Source organism: Vibrio cholerae (assembly GCF_008369605.1).
Classification (GTDB): domain Bacteria; phylum Pseudomonadota; class Gammaproteobacteria; order Enterobacterales; family Vibrionaceae; genus Vibrio; species Vibrio cholerae.
This window is the reverse complement of sequence record NZ_CP043554.1, coordinates 1362827-1379600: the sequence shown is the minus strand read 5'-3', so window position 1 is coordinate 1379600 and position 16774 is coordinate 1362827. Positions and strand designations below refer to the sequence as shown.

At 48.5% G+C, this 16774-nt stretch carries 13 protein-coding genes; 9 read left to right on the top strand and 4 right to left on the bottom strand.

Translation table 11 applies throughout. The features are described from left to right. Positions 1-15: 15 nt before the first annotated feature. Positions 16-1452: a 6-phospho-beta-glucosidase gene (locus F0316_RS06530; RefSeq protein ID WP_001129892.1), complete on the bottom strand. Its 1437-nt coding sequence runs from the start codon at positions 1450-1452 to the stop codon at positions 16-18. A gap of 412 nt (positions 1453-1864) precedes the next feature. Here F0316_RS06530 and katG point away from each other — a divergent pair, with 412 nt between their 5' ends. Beyond that, complete coding sequence (gene katG / locus F0316_RS06525) at positions 1865-4039, top strand: catalase/peroxidase HPI (protein WP_000400800.1); 2175 nt, start codon at positions 1865-1867, stop codon at positions 4037-4039. 64 nt (positions 4040-4103) lie between these two features. Here katG and F0316_RS06520 read toward each other — a convergent pair whose 3' ends face one another. Further along, positions 4104-5033: a LysR family transcriptional regulator gene (locus F0316_RS06520; protein WP_000226383.1), complete on the bottom strand. Its 930-nt coding sequence runs from the start codon at positions 5031-5033 to the stop codon at positions 4104-4106. 111 nt (positions 5034-5144) lie between these two features. On the opposite strand from F0316_RS06520, the gene F0316_RS06515 reads away from it, so the two are divergent. From F0316_RS06515 to F0316_RS06490, 6 genes are all read left to right on the top strand, one after another. Beyond that, the gene (locus F0316_RS06515; RefSeq protein WP_000778173.1) at positions 5145-6269 is read left to right on the top strand and encodes a VarG family subclass B1-like metallo-beta-lactamase; all 1125 of its coding nucleotides are present in this window, start codon (positions 5145-5147) and stop codon (positions 6267-6269) included. 176 nt (positions 6270-6445) lie between these two features. After that, complete coding sequence (locus tag F0316_RS06510) at positions 6446-7579, top strand: efflux RND transporter periplasmic adaptor subunit (protein WP_149560322.1); 1134 nt, start codon at positions 6446-6448, stop codon at positions 7577-7579. Continuing rightward, entirely contained in the window at positions 7572-8831 is a 1260-nt protein-coding gene (locus F0316_RS06505; RefSeq protein WP_149560321.1) for a TolC family protein, read from the top strand. Before F0316_RS06510 ends, F0316_RS06505 begins: the two co-directional genes overlap by 8 nt. Further along, a complete protein-coding gene (locus F0316_RS06500; RefSeq protein WP_149560320.1) occupies positions 8831-10045 on the top strand; it encodes an ABC transporter permease in 1215 nt (404 codons plus the stop codon). The genes F0316_RS06505 and F0316_RS06500 overlap by 1 nt, the downstream gene beginning before the upstream one ends. Positions 10046-10048: 3 nt before the next feature. After that, positions 10049-11326, top strand: a complete 1278-nt coding sequence (locus F0316_RS06495) for an ABC transporter permease (RefSeq protein WP_149560319.1) — start codon at positions 10049-10051, stop codon at positions 11324-11326. Next, positions 11326-12027: an ABC transporter ATP-binding protein gene (locus F0316_RS06490; RefSeq protein ID WP_000839103.1), complete on the top strand. Its 702-nt coding sequence runs from the start codon at positions 11326-11328 to the stop codon at positions 12025-12027. The genes F0316_RS06495 and F0316_RS06490 overlap by 1 nt, the downstream gene beginning before the upstream one ends. Before the next feature lie 72 nt (positions 12028-12099). Here F0316_RS06490 and F0316_RS06485 read toward each other — a convergent pair whose 3' ends face one another. Continuing rightward, a complete protein-coding gene (locus tag F0316_RS06485) occupies positions 12100-13092 on the bottom strand; it encodes a cytochrome d ubiquinol oxidase subunit II (protein WP_000984099.1) in 993 nt (330 codons plus the stop codon). Then, complete coding sequence (locus tag F0316_RS06480) at positions 13089-14426, bottom strand: cytochrome ubiquinol oxidase subunit I (protein ID WP_000887573.1); 1338 nt, start codon at positions 14424-14426, stop codon at positions 13089-13091. The genes F0316_RS06485 and F0316_RS06480 overlap by 4 nt, the downstream gene beginning before the upstream one ends. 522 nt (positions 14427-14948) lie before the next feature. On the opposite strand from F0316_RS06480, the gene F0316_RS06475 reads away from it, so the two are divergent. Together F0316_RS06475 and F0316_RS06470 are read left to right on the top strand one after the other, a co-directional pair. Continuing rightward, complete coding sequence (locus tag F0316_RS06475) at positions 14949-15329, top strand: hypothetical protein (RefSeq protein ID WP_000431618.1); 381 nt, start codon at positions 14949-14951, stop codon at positions 15327-15329. 15 nt (positions 15330-15344) lie between these two features. Further along, a complete protein-coding gene (locus tag F0316_RS06470; protein WP_000196492.1) occupies positions 15345-16730 on the top strand; it encodes a class II fumarate hydratase in 1386 nt (461 codons plus the stop codon). Positions 16731-16774 lie beyond the last annotated feature (44 nt).

Below are 16774 nucleotides of genomic sequence, written 5' to 3'. Positions count from 1 at the left end.
GGCCGCCGACACGATTTATAGCTTCTCACCGTTACTGGCGATCACTTGTTGATACCAGTAGAAGCTCTTTTTCTTAGCGCGCGCCATGGTGCCACTGCCATCATCGTGTTTATCCACATAGATAAAGCCGTAGCGTTTTTTGTACTCGCCAGTGGTGAACGATACACAGTCGATACAGCCCCAAGGGGTGTAACCCATCACTTCAACACCGTCATAGTCGATCGCTTGTTTGACTGCCGCGATATGCTCAGAGAGGTAGCGAATTCGGTAATCATCGTTGATTGAACCATTCGCTTCGACGGTGTCCAGCGCGCCGAGGCCATTTTCTACCACAAAAATCGGTTTTTGGTAACGCTCATACAGCTCAGAAAGCGCATAACGTAAACCTTGTGGATCAATCTGCCATCCCCAATCGGACGCAGGAAGATACGGGTTTAAGCGGCTGGTTTCAAACAAAGAGGTGGTTTCGCCCTCTTGTTCTGGCGCTGCAGAGACAATATTAGTCATGTAGTAACTGATGGCGAGATAATCGGCGCAGCCTTGGCGCAGGATCTGCTCATCACCATCTTGCATCACAACTTCAATCCCCTTGCGTTGCCACTCTTTGCGCAGATAACTGGGGTAATAGCCACGAACCTGTACATCACTGAACAGATATTTCTCACGCATCAACTCTTGCGCCAACAACACATCTTCCGGACGTGAGGTGGCAGGATACAGCGGCATCATATGGATCATGCTACCAATTTTAAAATCCGGATTGATCTCGTGCCCCAGTTTCACCACTAATGCGCTGGCAATAAATTGGTGATGTAGCACTTGGTACATGGCTTGTTCTGGGTGGTCTTGCTCAGCGTAAAGCATACCTGAGTTGCAATAACCAAAGATCGGTAGCTTCCAGTTACGTTGGTTATTGATTTCATTAAAGGTGATCCAGTATTTCACCTTATGCTGGTAACGAGTCATCACGACTTGCGCAAATTTGGTGAAGTGATCAATCAAGTCGCGGTTGAGCCAACTGCCATACTGCTTTACTAGATGCAGTGGCATTTCAAAATGTGACAACGTAATGACAGGTTCAATATTGTGCTTTAACAGCTCATCAAACAGATCATCATAAAACTGTAATCCTGCCTCATTGGGCTCGGCTTCATCACCATTCGGGAAGATTCGTGTCCACGCAATAGACGTGCGGAAACACTTAAAGCCCATCTCAGCAAACAGCGCGATATCTTCTTTATAGTGATGATAAAAATCGACCGCTTGATGGTTTGGGTAAAATTCGCCTTCCATAACCCCATCGGTAATACGGCGTGGCACTTCGTGCGCACCACGAGTCAGCACATCAACAATGCTCACGCCTTTACCACCTTGATCCCAACCGCCTTCCACTTGATGCGCCGCTACCGCACCACCCCACAAAAAATCGTTAGGAAAAATAGACTTAGCCATAGATGACCTCTCTCACAAAATTGGCAATTCATTTTTAGCCAGTTCAAACTGCTGACACTATAACTTAAACTTTTTTACAATGTAACCGGTTTCCGAAACCGGTTACAAAACAAAATGTCCGCAATATGACCATGGTCAATGTTACCTATCACAAGTATCGGCAATTCTAATTAGTCTTAGTGGGGATCCGTGTCTAGACTCTAAACGTCAACACAGTATCTCAACTCATTCGAATACAAGCTGATTTTCTGCTTTCGAGTGATGAAATTCATCAAAGAATCCCCAGACACTTGGGGTTGTCGCAAAATGGCCAACTGTGCACCTACACCAATATGAGTGCGGGTCTCATGAAAATGGCCAACACGCAGCAACTTTCAACTGAAAGGGAATAATGCGAAGCAAGGAGTAATCAATGGAGCACAATAAAGCGGGTTCAAGCGGTCAATGCCCTGTCATGCACGGTGGCTTGACTTCGGCGAGCATGTCCAACATGGACTGGTGGCCTAAAGCGCTAAACTTAGACATCCTTCATCAGCATGACAGCAAAACCAATCCACTTGGTGCTGATTTCAACTATCGCGAAGAGCTGAAAAAGCTTGATGTAGAAGCGCTAAAACGCGATCTGAAAGCGTTAATGACCAATAGCCAAGAGTGGTGGCCGGCCGACTGGGGACACTACGGCGGTTTGATGATTCGTATGGCATGGCACTCTGCGGGCACCTACCGTATTGCCGATGGTCGTGGCGGCGGCGGTACCGGTAACCAACGTTTTGCCCCACTGAACTCATGGCCTGATAACGCCAACTTAGATAAAGCACGCCGTTTGCTGTGGCCTATCAAACAAAAGTACGGTAACAAAATCAGCTGGGCGGATTTGATGATCCTCGCGGGGAACATGGCTTATGAATCGATGGGCCTCAAAACCTTTGGTTTTGCCTTTGGCCGCGAAGACATCTGGCATCCAGAAAAAGACATTTACTGGGGTTCTGAAAAAGAGTGGCTTGCCAAATCTGGCGGTGAAAATAGCCGTTACTCTGGTCAACGTGATCTCGAAAACCCACTTGCGGCCGTCATGATGGGGCTTATCTACGTCAACCCAGAAGGTGTGGATGGAAACCCAGATCCACTCAAAACGGCGCAAGACATGCGTGTCACTTTTGCTCGCATGGCAATGAATGACGAAGAGACCGTTGCTCTGACGGCTGGCGGCCATACGGTGGGTAAAGCGCACGGTAATGGCAAAGCTTCTAACCTTGGCCCTGATCCTGAAGGCGCTGAACTGCACGAACAAGGCTTAGGTTGGAACAACCACACCAGCCGTGGGATTGGTCGAAACACCGTCACTAGTGGTATTGAAGGTGCATGGACCACTCACCCAACCCGTTGGGATAACGAATATTTCTACTTACTGCTCAGCTATGAATGGCAGCTCACTAAGAGCCCTGCGGGTGCATGGCAATGGGAACCTATCAACATCAAAGAGGAAGACAAACCAGTTGATGTGGAAGATCCAAGTATTCGCTACAACCCAATGATGACCGATGCCGATATGGCTCTGAAAATCGATCCTGAATATCGCAAGATTTCAGAGCGCTTCTACCAAGATCCCGCTTACTTCTCAGAAGTGTTTGCGCGAGCTTGGTTTAAGCTCACTCACCGCGATATGGGACCGAAAGCGCGCTACTTTGGCCCAGATGTTCCGGCAGAAGATTTGATCTGGCAAGACCCTGTTCCAGCAGGTCGTAAAGACTATGATGTCAATGCGGTGAAAGCAAAAATCGCGGCAAGCGGTCTAAGCATCAGTGAAATGGTCAGCACCGCTTGGGATAGCGCTCGTACTTTCCGTGGTTCTGATAAACGTGGGGGTGCCAACGGGGCGCGTATTCGCCTCGCTCCACAAAAAGATTGGGAAGGCAACGAACCTGCGCGTCTTGGTAAAGTTCTGGCGGTATTAGAGAAAATTGCCGCTGAATCTGGCATCAGTATCGCCGATACGATTGTTCTGGCTGGTAACGTAGGTATCGAACAAGCGGCCAAAGCCGCGGGCGTGAATGTGACCGTACCATTCGCACCGGGACGCGGCGATGCGACAATCGAACAAACCGATGTTGAGTCCTTTGAAGTGCTTGAGCCTCTCGCGGATGGCTTCCGTAACTGGCAGAAAAAGCATTATGTGGTCACACCGGAAGAAATGTTGCTCGACAAAGCGCAACTGCTGCGCCTCACCGCTCCAGAAATGACGGTGTTAATTGGTGGCATGCGTGTGCTTGGCACTAACTACGGTGGCAGCCAACACGGTGTGTTTACCGACCGCGTGGGTGCGTTGACCAACGATTTCTTCGTTAACCTAACCGACATGAGTTACACCTGGAAACCAACTGGTCGCAACTCTTACGAGATTGTTGAACGTAAGAGCGGCAAAGTGAAGTGGACAGCCACTCGTGTTGATCTGGTGTTTGGTTCTAACTCCATCCTACGTGCTTATTCGGAAGTGTACGCACAAGACGACAACAAAGAAAAATTCGTCAAAGACTTTGTTGCCGCATGGACCAAAGTAATGAATGCGGATCGATTTGATCTGGTGTAATCCATCTCACCATCCCTTTCAAGGCTGCCGAATGGCAGCCTTTTGTTTTAAATTTGATAGGAGATTATTTCTTATCGATCTCTTCATAGACTAAATTTTTGATCTCTTGCCTCACCCACTGATGAATCGGGCTACTGTGATGAATAATATGCCAAAATTGTTCCACTCGAAAATCGGCAGTATAGAAAGGTAAATCAGCCACGGTTATCTCATAACGCTGGCCTAAGTGAGTCACCAAACGTCTTGGTAAGGTGGCAATCAGATCGGTGTTGATCAGTAACTCCGGCACCATCGAAAAATGTGGCAACGATGCCACCACTTCGCGCTGATAATTGAGCTTTTTCAGCTCATGATCCATATCCGTTTTGCCCAAACCATTACCGGAAATGATCACATGTCGACTCTGGCAATAACTCTCCAGTGTCATCGGTTGATTGGCTAATGGATGGTTTCTACACATGACCACAGCATAGTTGTCATTAAATAAACGCTGCTTAAACACATTGGTGGGTGACTCATCAGTGGAATACAGCAGTAAATCCGCCACCTTTTCCAAGTAATCATGCAGCGGCATATAGGCGTTATACGGTACGATTTGTAACTTCAAATTAGGGGCACGTTGTTGAAAACGCGCCAACAATTTCGGCACAATCATCATCATCTCGAAATCCAATGCACCAATAGTGAACACACCGGAATAGTGCATTGGGTCAAACTTGTCATCTACCAACATGTGTCGAATGGTATTGAGCGTTCTCTCCAGTTCACTGCAGAGGCGCTCACCTTTTGCGGTTAATCGGTACTCATTTTTTACTTTCACCAGCAGTGGATCACCAAATTGTTCACGCAAACGCATGAGGGCTCGACTGACGGCGGGTTGGCTCATATTCAATGCTTGTGCGGCTTGGCTAATATGCTTATGAATCAATAACTTTTCTAAAATCGTTAATAAATTTAAATCAATGCTGCGCAAATTGATTTCGGGGGCGACCATCTCATCACCTAATAATTTCGTGCGTAAATGATATACATACTATAACAAGCATGCATTTTTGATATGTTTGTTTCTCATTTATCTTTTCCCCACCTGATTGAGGAGAGAAAAATGAAACTATCCACCTTAGCTTTAGCCCCTATTGCTGCAGCACTACTTACTTTTAATGCAAGTGCTAAAGGCCATGACCACGACAATCAACGCGCGATTTTTTTCCCTGGTGAAACTGTTCAAGACACTGTGAAAGTCGAAGTTGAGCCTTCTGCGACTCAGTCTCTGAAACTGGGACAAAAAATTAATAATCTGTATGAGCGCCAGTTTGATAACAGCCAAGCCACCGTTCAAAAATTGGGCAAGAATACCTACTGGATAGGGGTCAATTATTACAACGCTACCGTTGTGGTTAACGAAGACTCTGTCTTGCTGATTGACCCACTAGGCGATGGTCGTATTGATGCGCTTTTTAAAGGGGTGCAATCCATCACGAATAAACCGATCACTACGATTATGTATTCTCACTACCACTTAGATCATTTAGGTGGTGGCAACCAACTGGTTGACTTAATTAAGAAAAATTATCCAAAAGTAGATAAAATCCGCGTTATTGCTAGCCAAACCGTTGCGGACAAGATCAACCAACACGCCGAAGTAGGCGAAAACGGTGTGAAAACCCCGAAAGTTCCAGCGCCGAATGACATATACGACCTGACGAAGCCTCAAACGGTTCAATTTGGCTCAATGAAAATCAAGATGATGGCACCAAAAGGCTCTGGCCATACACCTGATAACACCATGATTCTGATCCCAAGCGATCGCGTGTTGCATTTCGCGGACATGATTAATCCCGATCAACTACCGTTTTACAATTTCGCGGGAGCAGAACATTTCCACGGTTACGAAGAAGATCTACAAAGCCTTCTGAGCAAACCGCTGAGCAAACAGTGGGACTTTATTAACGGTGGCCATGGCAATATAGGTTCGAAACAGGATGTAAAAGATCTGCTTGAGTATATTGCGGACATCAGAACTGAAGTGGGCAAGCAGCTAGAAGTCGCCCCCTACACTCCAGTGTTGAGTGACGGTAACCACTTTGTTTGGTTCAAACGCTGGCAAGATGAGATCACTAACAATGTACATACCGCACTGGCAAACAAGTATGGCCACATGTACGGTTTCGATTCAGGCGTGGTTGAAACACACGCGGCAATGATTCTCGCAGATATGATTGATCACTAATTAGACGACCTTCTCTATCTCTTCTATTCTCACGGACTAAGTCCTGTTCATACAGCATGGACAGGGCTTTTTATTTTTCCCTTCGCATGTTAAAAAACAACGTTTTTTTGAACTTTCCTTATCATCCTTAGTCTGAATCCCGTCTCTAATTGATTGATGAAATAAATGAGTTTTTTATGGCAAAACGTTGGACACTTCTTGCAACCTTAGTAGGTGTTGGCTTGGCAGGCGGTTATTACACTCTCGCTTATACCCCAGAGTCTTCATCCCCATTACCGACCCTCAACGTCGGCCGGGGAACAATAGAGAAACAGGCGGTCGCGGTTGGTCAAATCATGCCTTCACATTCGGTGGCAATTAAATCGCAAATCAACGGTATTGTCGGTGAAATTTATGTGCGTGAAGGGCAACATGTTGAGCAAGGACAACCCTTGATTAAGGTTCGTCCGAATCCAACACCACAGGCGTTGACCGATGCCTCCACAGAACTGATGCAAAGTGAAGCGAATCTTGAATCAGACTTACAACGCTTAGCCAACCTTGAGCGCTTAGTGAAACAGCAAATCATTCCTGCCAATTATGATGATTACGTCCGCGCGAAAGCCGACGTCAAAGCTAAGCAAGCCGAAGTGCAGCAAAAACGCCAAAACCTAGAGTTGATCCGCAGCGGTGAAGCTTCGATTGGGCAAGCCAAGCTCTCCTCTACTCTATATGCCCCGATCAGTGGCACGATTTTAAATATCAAAGTCGAGGTCGGAGAGCCGATCATCTCTACCGAGTCGAGCCAAGCGGCAACAGAAATGATCCAGTTAGCGGATATGAAAAATATCGTGTTCAAAGGCAGTGTCAGTGAACATGATGCTGCGCAGTTGAATGCCGGCATGCCCGCCAGTATTACCGTTGCCCCCTACCCTGAGCAGGTGATCAATGGTCAGTTGACCAAAGTTGCGATTCAATCGGAGCGCTTAAATAATCCGGAAAACAAAGATGGCAAAAGTTTTGATAACGGATTTCAAGTCGAAATCGGACAATTAGACATCCCTGAAAACATGACATTACGTTCTGGATTCTCTGCCAGCGCAAAAATCACCTTACAACGTGCCGCGGATGTTATTACCCTTCCGGAGCGCGCATTACAGTTTGAGGGCGAAACGCCCATGGTGCTGATTGCGGATGGCTCTGCACAAGGCTATACCGCTCATCCGGTCAAGCTTGGGCTTTCTGACGGCGTACAGGTTGAGATCTTAGAAGGCGTAGTCGAAAAAGACAGCATAGTGGATAACAGCATGCTGGGAGGCCAGCATGAATAAGGGCTTTCTCACCGCGTGTGTACTGACTAGCCTGATGGCATCTTCTTCTGCTTTAGCGCTCTCCATCGAGCAAGCGTGGCAGCAAGCCAAACAACAGTCACCCGATGCACACATTGCCGAACTCTCGGTGCAGCTCAGCGTGCAAGATAAGTATCTCGCCAAAAGCGATCTCCTTCCTTCACTCTCAGGCAGTGCCGGAATGAACTGGTCAGAAAGCCAAAATGGCTCGAGCAGTTATGGCGCCACCATTGAGCAAACCTTGTGGGATAGCCGAAAATGGAGCGCGTTGGATAAAGCCGATGCGGACTGGGTGTTGGCCCAACTTGAACGTAACCAAGCTTATAACCAGCTCGCTCATCAGTTACTCAGCGCTTATTTTGCCTTAGCGGAAGCGCAAAGTAATTTGACTCTTGCCCAGCAAAAACAAGCGGATGGCGCACAATTATTAGCCATCGCTGAACAGCGTTATCTGGCGGGTAAAATAAAATCTGTGGAGTTGGAAGAGCTACGTGTCAACCAACTTGATGAAGAGTCAACCATTCTCAATGCGCAGGCTGAACTCGAAACCAAACGCAGCCAACTCTCAATACTGATCAATGCCTCAGCCCCGCAAGTGGATGAAGTGGATACCCACACGCCAACACCGAGTTGGCCATTCAGTGCTGAACTGGATGACTGGCTTACCGCCGCCAAAGATCACAGCCCTGAGCTCTTGATTGCTATCCAAAAAGTGGCGATCAGCCAAATTGCTAAGCAGCAGAGTCAAAGTGGGTATTATCCGAGTTTGCGCGCCTCTGCAGGCTATCAAGACGGCGATCAACGAAACGGTGAATTCAATGCCGGTCTCATGCTCTCCATCCCGATTGATTTAAATGGAGCAACCCGCAGTGATAACGAAAAAGCTCATCTCAACTGGTTGATGGCTCAGCAACAGCAACGCAAAGTCGAGATCGGATTAGATCAAAATTTGCGTCAACAAATTCAGCAGGTTGAGATTGAATGGCAGCAAATTACCATGGCGGATCAGCAAGTGACCCATCGCGAAAAAGTGCTGCGCAGTAAACAGCAACTGTTTGATGCTGGCTTAGCCGAAGCCTCCGATTTAATCGATGCGCACAACAGCCTATTTCGAGCCAAACATAATCTGGCCAGTCGTTGGTATAGCTATTGGCGTCAGCGCATTGAGCTACTCAAATTAACAGGTCAGTTGAACGATAATGCCATCGCTCAGCTTTCAGGAGCCTTTCGTTAATGCGCCTCTTGTTACAGCAATCTTGGCAAACTTTGCTCGCTCATCGCCTGAAAAGCGTATTGGCGATCACCGCGATTAGCTGGGGGGTGATTTCTGTGGTGATCTTGATGGCGCTCGGCGAAGGGTTTTATCGTGCTCAAACCGAATCCTTTCGCTTTCTGTTGCAAGAAACACAAATGGTCGCCTCCGGCCAGACCAGCGAAGTGTGGCAAGGCATGCCTGCGAGACGCCCGATTCAACTGACCGAATCGTTAATGCGTGAAGTCGCACAACGTCCGGAGATCCAGCGTTACTCCATCGTCTATGAGCATCGGGAAGTCTCCATCACCCAACAGCGAGGGACAGCGATTGGCAGTATGGTCAGTGGTGTGGATAGAGGGTATTTCTCTCTTGCTGGATTAAAACTCACCTTAGGTTCACGAGATTTCAGCCTTCATGATCAACACAACCACCGCCGTGTGGCCATTCTTGGCGATCACGTTGCTGCCACCAGCCAGCTTAAGGTTGGGGATGAATTCAAAATTCGTGGCATCGCTTTTCGAGTGATTGGCATTATGGATGATGAAAGCAGCCGCTTTTCATTTGGTGATAACCAAAAAGTGTTTATTCCAAGCTCCACATTTAAAGACATTTGGGATACCCAACCGAACATGATGTTGGTACTGCCCGCTCAAGGTGTTTCAAGCTGGGCGTTACGCGAGCAGTTACGTCACACTTTTGCTCAGCGATTACATTTCTCACCTGAGGATCAAGAGGCGGTCTTTCTCCCCGATTTCGGCAGTGGTGTTGAGGTGATCACTGCCATTTTACGAGGAATTCAAGCCTTTCTCGCCGCCAGTGGCATGATGACTATGGCTGTCGGCATCTTAGGCGTTGCCAATATGATGTTTTTAGCGGTGACCGAGCGTACGCGAGAAATCGGAGTACGTTTAGCCATTGGTGCTACACCGCAACGAATTCAACAGCAGTTTTTATTAGAAGGATTGCTGCTGGTGGTCATCGGGGCGTTAGTCGGCTTACTACTGGCCTACTTTGGCGTGTTGCTGCTTAATCACCTTGGCCTACCCACGTGGCTTGGCGAGCCGGTGATCACTTCCACCACCGTCTGGCTTTCTATGTTGGTGACCAGCATTTTAGCCTTAGCGGCGGCCTACTTCCCAGCTCGCAGAGCGGCGCAATTAGAGCCCGTCATTGCGCTCAGTAGTCGGAGTTAATGCATGTTGCCAATAAGACAAATTATGCAGGAAATGGCGACCGAAAAGCTCAGATTGAGCCTCACTATTTTGGCCGTTGCGTGGTCAACCTTATGTATCGCAGGGCTACTTGCGGTCGGAGAAGGGATCCGTAGTGGAATTGTACGCACCATCCAAAATGGCAATGGTAACCTGATTCATGTCAGCGGCGGTTATTCCACGCAAACCCATGGCCGTTTTCATGAGGGGCAAGCACTTTCTCTCACCGAGCAAGATAGCCAAGTCTTGGCCGCTCTGCCTATGGTCAAACACGCACTTCCTTCGGCCGAGTGGCAAGAGCTGATCACGTTTGCAGATAAGCGTTCATGGATGATGCCTTACGCGGTCAAAAGTGAGTATCAGGCGATGAATAAACTGCGCTTGTTACCCGGCGGGCGCTGGTTTAATCCCGTTGATGAAACACAGCAACGTAAAGTGGTCGTGCTCGGCTATCAACTCGCGTTACAACTGTTTAATCAGCAAGAGGGCGACTGGTTTAGCGGCGGCGAATTAGAGCAAGATCCTGTCGGTCAGATTGCCAAAATAGGCGCACACGAATTTACGGTGATCGGAGTGCTGGCCAAAAACAGCGGCAACATTGAGCAGGGTTCGCCCATTGATTACAGTGGTTTTACGCCATTCAGTACTTGGCAGCGTTTTCACCCCAACCAAGCGATCAGCGGAATTAATCTTGAACCGAGGGTGGGCAGTGACCGTCAAGCGTTGGCAGCCACGGTACAGCAAGTGTTAAAACGCAAATACGCCGCGAGCTTGCAAGATCAGCAAATTGTCATGGTGCAAGACCACTTTTTGAGCCAGAAAAGTATGCAGCAGTTTCTGCTGAAACTACAAAGCTTCCTTGGCATTATTGGGTTTATCACTTTAGCCGTAGCAAGTTTAGGCATTACCAATGTGATGTTTGCTACCGTGAAGCGGGCCACACGCGACATTGGCGTACGCATGGCCGTAGGTGCAACCCCCAATACCATTCGCTGCCACTATTTGGCTCAATCTTTGATCACGATGGGATTGGGAGGAATTGCCGGCTTAGGTGTGACATTTGCGATGGTTCGCCTACTCGCCGCCATTCCTTTGCAAGGTAATCCGATTTATGACCACTTAGGCCAACCGGTTCCAGAGCTGTCGCTTAGCGTCATTGTGATAGTGATTGTCACCCTAACCGTCATGGGCATTGTTGCTGCTTGGTTACCCGCCAATCACGCAGCAAGAGTGACACCGTTACAAGCATTACAGAGTGAATAATGAAGTCTTTATCTCCTGCTCCTTTGGTGGAGCTACAGCAAATTTGTAAACATTACACTAGTGGGCAAAACGTGGTTAAAGCGCTTGATGGCGTCGACTTAACCATTCGTCACGGTGAATTCTTGGCAATTCTCGGACCTTCGGGATCGGGTAAATCAACCCTGATGAACGTACTGGGCTGTTTGGATAAACCTACCGCGGGCCGCTATCAATTGGACGGACATCCGGTCGATAGCCTAAGCACTCAACAACTGGCTGCGATCCGCAATCAAAAGATTGGTTTTGTGTTCCAAAGCTTCAACCTATTGGAATACGCCAGTGCTCTGGATAATGTCGCCCTTCCTTTGGTGTATGCGGGAGTAAAAGCCAAAGATCGCCGTCGACGCGCCACAGAACTCTTGACTCGAGTTGGCCTTGCGGATCGCTTAGATCACAAGCCCAATCAGTTGTCAGGCGGACAAAAACAGCGCGTTGCTATTGCGCGCGCGCTGATAAATCAGCCACAAATTCTGCTGGCAGATGAGCCAACTGGTGCGCTGGATTCAAAATCCGGCGCCGAAATTGAAGCGCTGTTCAATGAACTGCACCGCGAAGGTCGCACCATTATCGTCGTCACTCATGATAATGAGCTAGCCAAAGGTACTAAGCGAATTGTGACCATTCGAGATGGGCAAGTCGTCTGTGATGAGCCCACGGCTTAACTACCACCTAATGGTGCGGATAAAACAAACGGCGCGTGATGCGCCGTTTGTTTGGATTCAAGTGTAGAAAGGTCACAGATAGCTTAGATCGGTCGCTTTGCCTTTGAAAATCCGATACACAAAAAAGGTGTACAGCAGAATGGTTGGCATGACGATCACCACGCCAACCCCCACCACCATCAAGGTTTCAGGTGATGACGCAGCCTGCTGCGCAGTCATGATTCCGGGGACGATCTCAGGAAAGAAGCTGTACGCGAGCCCGAGGAAACTCAATCCAAAAATCAGCACCACACCAAAGAAAGGCCATTGCACACCCGCATCATTTACCGTCGGTACGCGTTTGAGATAGCGATCCACCACTAAAATCGTGGCAAAAACGATAATAGGGATCGGCGCAAGTAGGATCACCTCAGGAAAACTAAACCAACGTTCTGCGACTGCAGAATTCACCCATGGATTGACCAAACTGACCGACAGCACCCCTAACGCCGCCAGCCATCCTGCTTTACGCGACCAACGCGCGGCACGCACTTGCAGATCCCCTTCGGTTTTGAGCACCAACCAAGCGCCACCAATATAAACATAGGCGGCGGCCACACAGAGCGCACTCAGCACCGCAAAAGCATAAGCTTCAGGCGCAGATTCAAACCCGACGACATAGCGGCCAATCATATAGCCTTGGGTAAGCGCGGCCAGCAGAGAGCCGATTTTAAAGCACAAATCCCAATGATCTTTGTGGTCGGCTTTGGCTTTTGCCCGAAAATCAAACGCGACTCCACGCATGATAAGCGCAATCAGCATCAACGCGGTCGGCAGATAAAGCTCAGTAAATATCAGGCTATGTGCCGTAGGAAAGGCAATCAGCAAGATACCGACCGCCAACACTAACCAAGTTTCATTGGCATCCCAAAATGGGCCAATCGAGGCGATCATTCGATCGCGCTGCGCCACATCATTACGCGGCAGTAAAATGCCCACGCCTAAGTCATAACCATCCAACACCGCGTACATAAACACGGTGAAACCCAACAACAACAAATAAATTTCTGGCAAATACTGCATCATAACGCGGCCTTTGTAGAGCTTGGTGAAACTTGCGGTGCGTGTCCGGTTTTACGCGCAAGGTAAAACAGGGTGTGAACATAAGCGACCAACAACACAACATAAGTGATGAGATAAAGCGTCAGCGAGATCCCAACCGAGCTACTGGCTACGGGGGTCACGGCTTCAGCGGTACGCAATACACCACTCACCAACCAAGGCTGGCGACCAATTTCCGTGACATACCAGCCCGCAATCGTGGCGACCCAACCCGAAAAGGTCATGCCAATTAAGGCATACATATAGGGTTTGGGTAGCGGTTTGTTACGCCATACACGCCAAGCGCCAAACCAACTGACCAACAGCATCAGCACGCCCACTCCCACCATAACGCGAAAACCAAAAAACAGCGGTGCGACGGGGGGATGATCTGGCGCGAAGGCATCAAGTCCAACAATTTCCCCGTTCATATCGTGGGTTAAAATCAAGCTGGCCAAATTCGGAATACCAAGAGCAAAATCATTGCTGCGAGTCTCTTCATTTGGCAGAGCAAACAGCAGTAGCGGTGCGCCACGCTCGGTCTGCCATACACCCTCCATCGCCGCAATTTTCGCGGGTTGATGTTCTAAGGTGTTGAGGCCGTGTAAATCCCCCACCAAGATCTGCATAGGAATCGCTAACGCGGCCACACTCACGGCCACTTTTAAGCCCATTTTGGCGGCTTGATGTTTGGCATTACGCAACACTTGATAAGCACTGATCCCGGCAATCAAAAAACTTGCCGTCAATGCCGATGCCAGCAAAGTATGCGCTAAGCGATATGGCATCGAGGGGTTAAAAATCACCTCCTTCCAACTGGTGACATGCACCACGCCATCAATCACTTCATAACCGGCTGGAGTGTGCATCCAACTGTTGAGCACCAGAATCCAAAACGCAGATAAACTGGTGCCCACAGCCACCAGCACAGTCGATAAGGTGTGCAACCATTCCGGTACTCGCCCTCGGCCAAACAGCATCACACCAAGAAACGTCGCTTCCATAAAGAAGGCGGTCATCACTTCATAGCCAAGTAAGGGACCTGCCACATTGCCCACCCGCTCCATAAAGCCCGGCCAGTTAGTGCCAAATTGAAAACTCATGGTAATGCCCGACACCACCCCAAGAGCAAAAGTCAGCGCAAACACTTTTACCCAGAAATAGTAGAGATCGAGCCATTCACTGACTTGTGTTCGTAAATAACGCCATTTGAAAAACACCAATATCCAGCCCAACGCAATGGTGATGGTGGGAAACAGTATATGAAAGCTGATATTGGCAGCGAATTGGATCCGCGACAGCATGAGGGTATCTAACATCTCTTTTCCTCAAAAAATGAAACAAACCAGTGATGGGGTTAACACTAACCACCATCTTTAGTGACTCATACGTCATTGGCACTGGATTGGTTTAGTCCGCGCAGCGCAAATTGCCCGTGCCAGACAAATTTGATTTGTATCAATTTTGATGAGGGAAACCGAGAGAAAAGGTGTATCTAAACTCAGAGAAATAATGACAAAACATTACCTGATAAGGATAAGAAATAACGCCTTAAGTGAGCGATCAAACCATCAACGCCATAGTCCAAGGATTTTTATACACCCAAACTACTTGGAGTTGCAGGTAGGCGGCAAGTGAGTTCACCCCCATGAGCATAGATACACTATGTGATTGGGGTGAACGAACGTAGCCAACACTGCTGCAGCTTCAAGTAGTTTGGGTATACACGATTCGCCACTCCTGTTCGGGTTGGACTGTTTTTTTCGTCCATAAACGCAAAAGTCGGTTGCAATCACCATCAATGTGATAATAATTATCATTTGAATAAGTGGAGGGGGGATATGGAAAACAGAACGTGGTTATACAACGCCTTTTTTAAGGCGCAGGATCGATTTCTAGCGCATGAGGTGGAGAGCGGTTTTGAACCCGAAGTGATCTATGATTACATTCATTGCGCGCGCTTACTCGCCTCACACCATTACCAAGGTTCAAAAGAGCAAAACTTCCTGCTGTGTGAACTGTTTCTACGCCAAATCTACTTCCATTTTTTAGATGCCATTCAAGACCCTACACGTAGCCGCATTTTCCGCCGCGTCTGCCTTGATTCCATCTATATCCTCTTGATGGAGCTCAACAAATGTTATCAACAAGTGGATAACGGTGAACTGCGTTTACGCCAACTCAAACAACAATTACAACGAATTCAAGCCCCGCTTGATTAACCAAAAGGATCTGTTATGACTCGCGAATACCGAATTGAAAAAGACAGCATGGGTGAGGTCAAAGTCCCTGCTGATGCGCTTTATCAAGCACAAACTCAACGTGCCGTAGATAACTTTACGTTAAGCCGCTACACCATGCCTAGCGCGTTTATTGCTGCCCTCGCCTACATTAAACAAGCGGCGGCGATGACCAATGCGCAGTTAGGTCATTTAGAAGGGGACATCGCCCAAGCGATTGCCAATGCATCGCAAGCGGTGATTGATGGCCAGTATGCCGAACAGTTCCCGATTGATGTTTTCCAGACAGGTTCAGGCACCAGCTCCAATATGAACGCCAATGAGGTGATTGCCACCCTCGCCTCGCGTGAGTTGGGCTATGCGGTGAGTCCAAACGATCATGTCAACATGGGACAAAGCAGTAATGATGTGATCCCGACAGCAATCCAAGTCAGTGCGGCCATCAATATTGAACAGCAACTGCTCCCCGCATTGGCGCATTTAAGTCAAACTCTCGCGGATAAACAGTCAGAGTTGGCTGATGTGGTCAAAACTGGCCGCACCCATTTGATGGATGCGATGCCCGTGACTTTCGCACAAGAACTGGGTGGATGGAAAAGCCAAATCGACCACGCCGCGCAAGGCATCAGCCATGCGCTTTCCCCCATCAAAGCCTTGGCGCAAGGCGGCACAGCGGTCGGCACAGGCATTAATGCGGATCCGCGCTTTGCACGTATTTTTGCCGATAACCTCAGTCAATTGAGTCATGTTGCTTTTCAGCCCAGCGACAATTTTTTCTATAACCTAAGCAGCCAAGACTGCGTGGTCGGCCTTTCTGGTCAGTTGAAAACCGCCGCGGTCGCGCTGATGAAAATCGCTAACGATTTGCGCTGGATGAACTCTGGTCCCTTGGCGGGGTTAGGGGAAATTGAGTTGCAAGGCTTACAACCGGGCTCCTCGATCATGCCGGGGAAAGTTAACCCTGTGATCCCCGAAGCCGTGACTATGGTCGCTGCGCAAGTGATTGGCAATGACACTACCATTACCGTGGCTGGCCAATCCGGTAATTTCCAGCTTAATGTGATGCTGCCTGTGATCGCGCACAACCTACTAGAATCAATAGAATTATTGACCAATGCCTGCCATGCGCTCGCCGATAAAGCCATCGCAACCTTTAAAGTTCGTCATGATAATCTGGAAAAAACCTTGGCTAGAAACCCGATTCTCGTCACCGCCTTGAACCCTGTCATTGGTTATCTCAAAGCGGCTGATATTGCCAAAAAAGCCTACCAGCAAGGCCGCGCGATTTTGGATGTCGCTGCGGAAGAGACGGATCTCGATCGCGCCACGCTTGAAGCGCTGCTTGACCCGAAAAAGCTCACACAAGGTGGGATTGCCCATTAAACCTTAGCCATAAAACCCTAGTCATAAAACCTTAGCCATAAAAC

Bases quoted from the DNA above. Each gene is read 5' to 3' on its own strand.
- F0316_RS06520 (WP_000226383.1), bottom strand. From the start codon at position 5,033: ATGGTCGCCCCCGAAATCAATTTGCGCAGCATTGATTTAAATTTATTA.
- F0316_RS06505 (WP_149560321.1), top strand. From the start codon at position 7,572: ATGAATAAGGGCTTTCTCACCGCGTGTGTACTGACTAGCCTGATGGCA.
- F0316_RS06475 (WP_000431618.1), top strand. From the start codon at position 14,949: ATGGAAAACAGAACGTGGTTATACAACGCCTTTTTTAAGGCGCAGGAT.
- F0316_RS06515 (WP_000778173.1), top strand. From the start codon at position 5,145: ATGAAACTATCCACCTTAGCTTTAGCCCCTATTGCTGCAGCACTACTT.
- F0316_RS06495 (WP_149560319.1), top strand. From the start codon at position 10,049: ATGTTGCCAATAAGACAAATTATGCAGGAAATGGCGACCGAAAAGCTC.
- F0316_RS06490 (WP_000839103.1), top strand. From the start codon at position 11,326: ATGAAGTCTTTATCTCCTGCTCCTTTGGTGGAGCTACAGCAAATTTGT.
- F0316_RS06485 (WP_000984099.1), bottom strand. From the start codon at position 13,092: ATGATGCAGTATTTGCCAGAAATTTATTTGTTGTTGTTGGGTTTCACC.
- F0316_RS06530 (WP_001129892.1), bottom strand. From the start codon at position 1,452: ATGGCTAAGTCTATTTTTCCTAACGATTTTTTGTGGGGTGGTGCGGTA.
- F0316_RS06470 (WP_000196492.1), top strand. From the start codon at position 15,345: ATGACTCGCGAATACCGAATTGAAAAAGACAGCATGGGTGAGGTCAAA.
- F0316_RS06480 (WP_000887573.1), bottom strand. From the start codon at position 14,426: ATGTTAGATACCCTCATGCTGTCGCGGATCCAATTCGCTGCCAATATC.
- F0316_RS06500 (WP_149560320.1), top strand. From the start codon at position 8,831: ATGCGCCTCTTGTTACAGCAATCTTGGCAAACTTTGCTCGCTCATCGC.
- F0316_RS06510 (WP_149560322.1), top strand. From the start codon at position 6,446: ATGGCAAAACGTTGGACACTTCTTGCAACCTTAGTAGGTGTTGGCTTG.
- katG (WP_000400800.1), top strand. From the start codon at position 1,865: ATGGAGCACAATAAAGCGGGTTCAAGCGGTCAATGCCCTGTCATGCAC.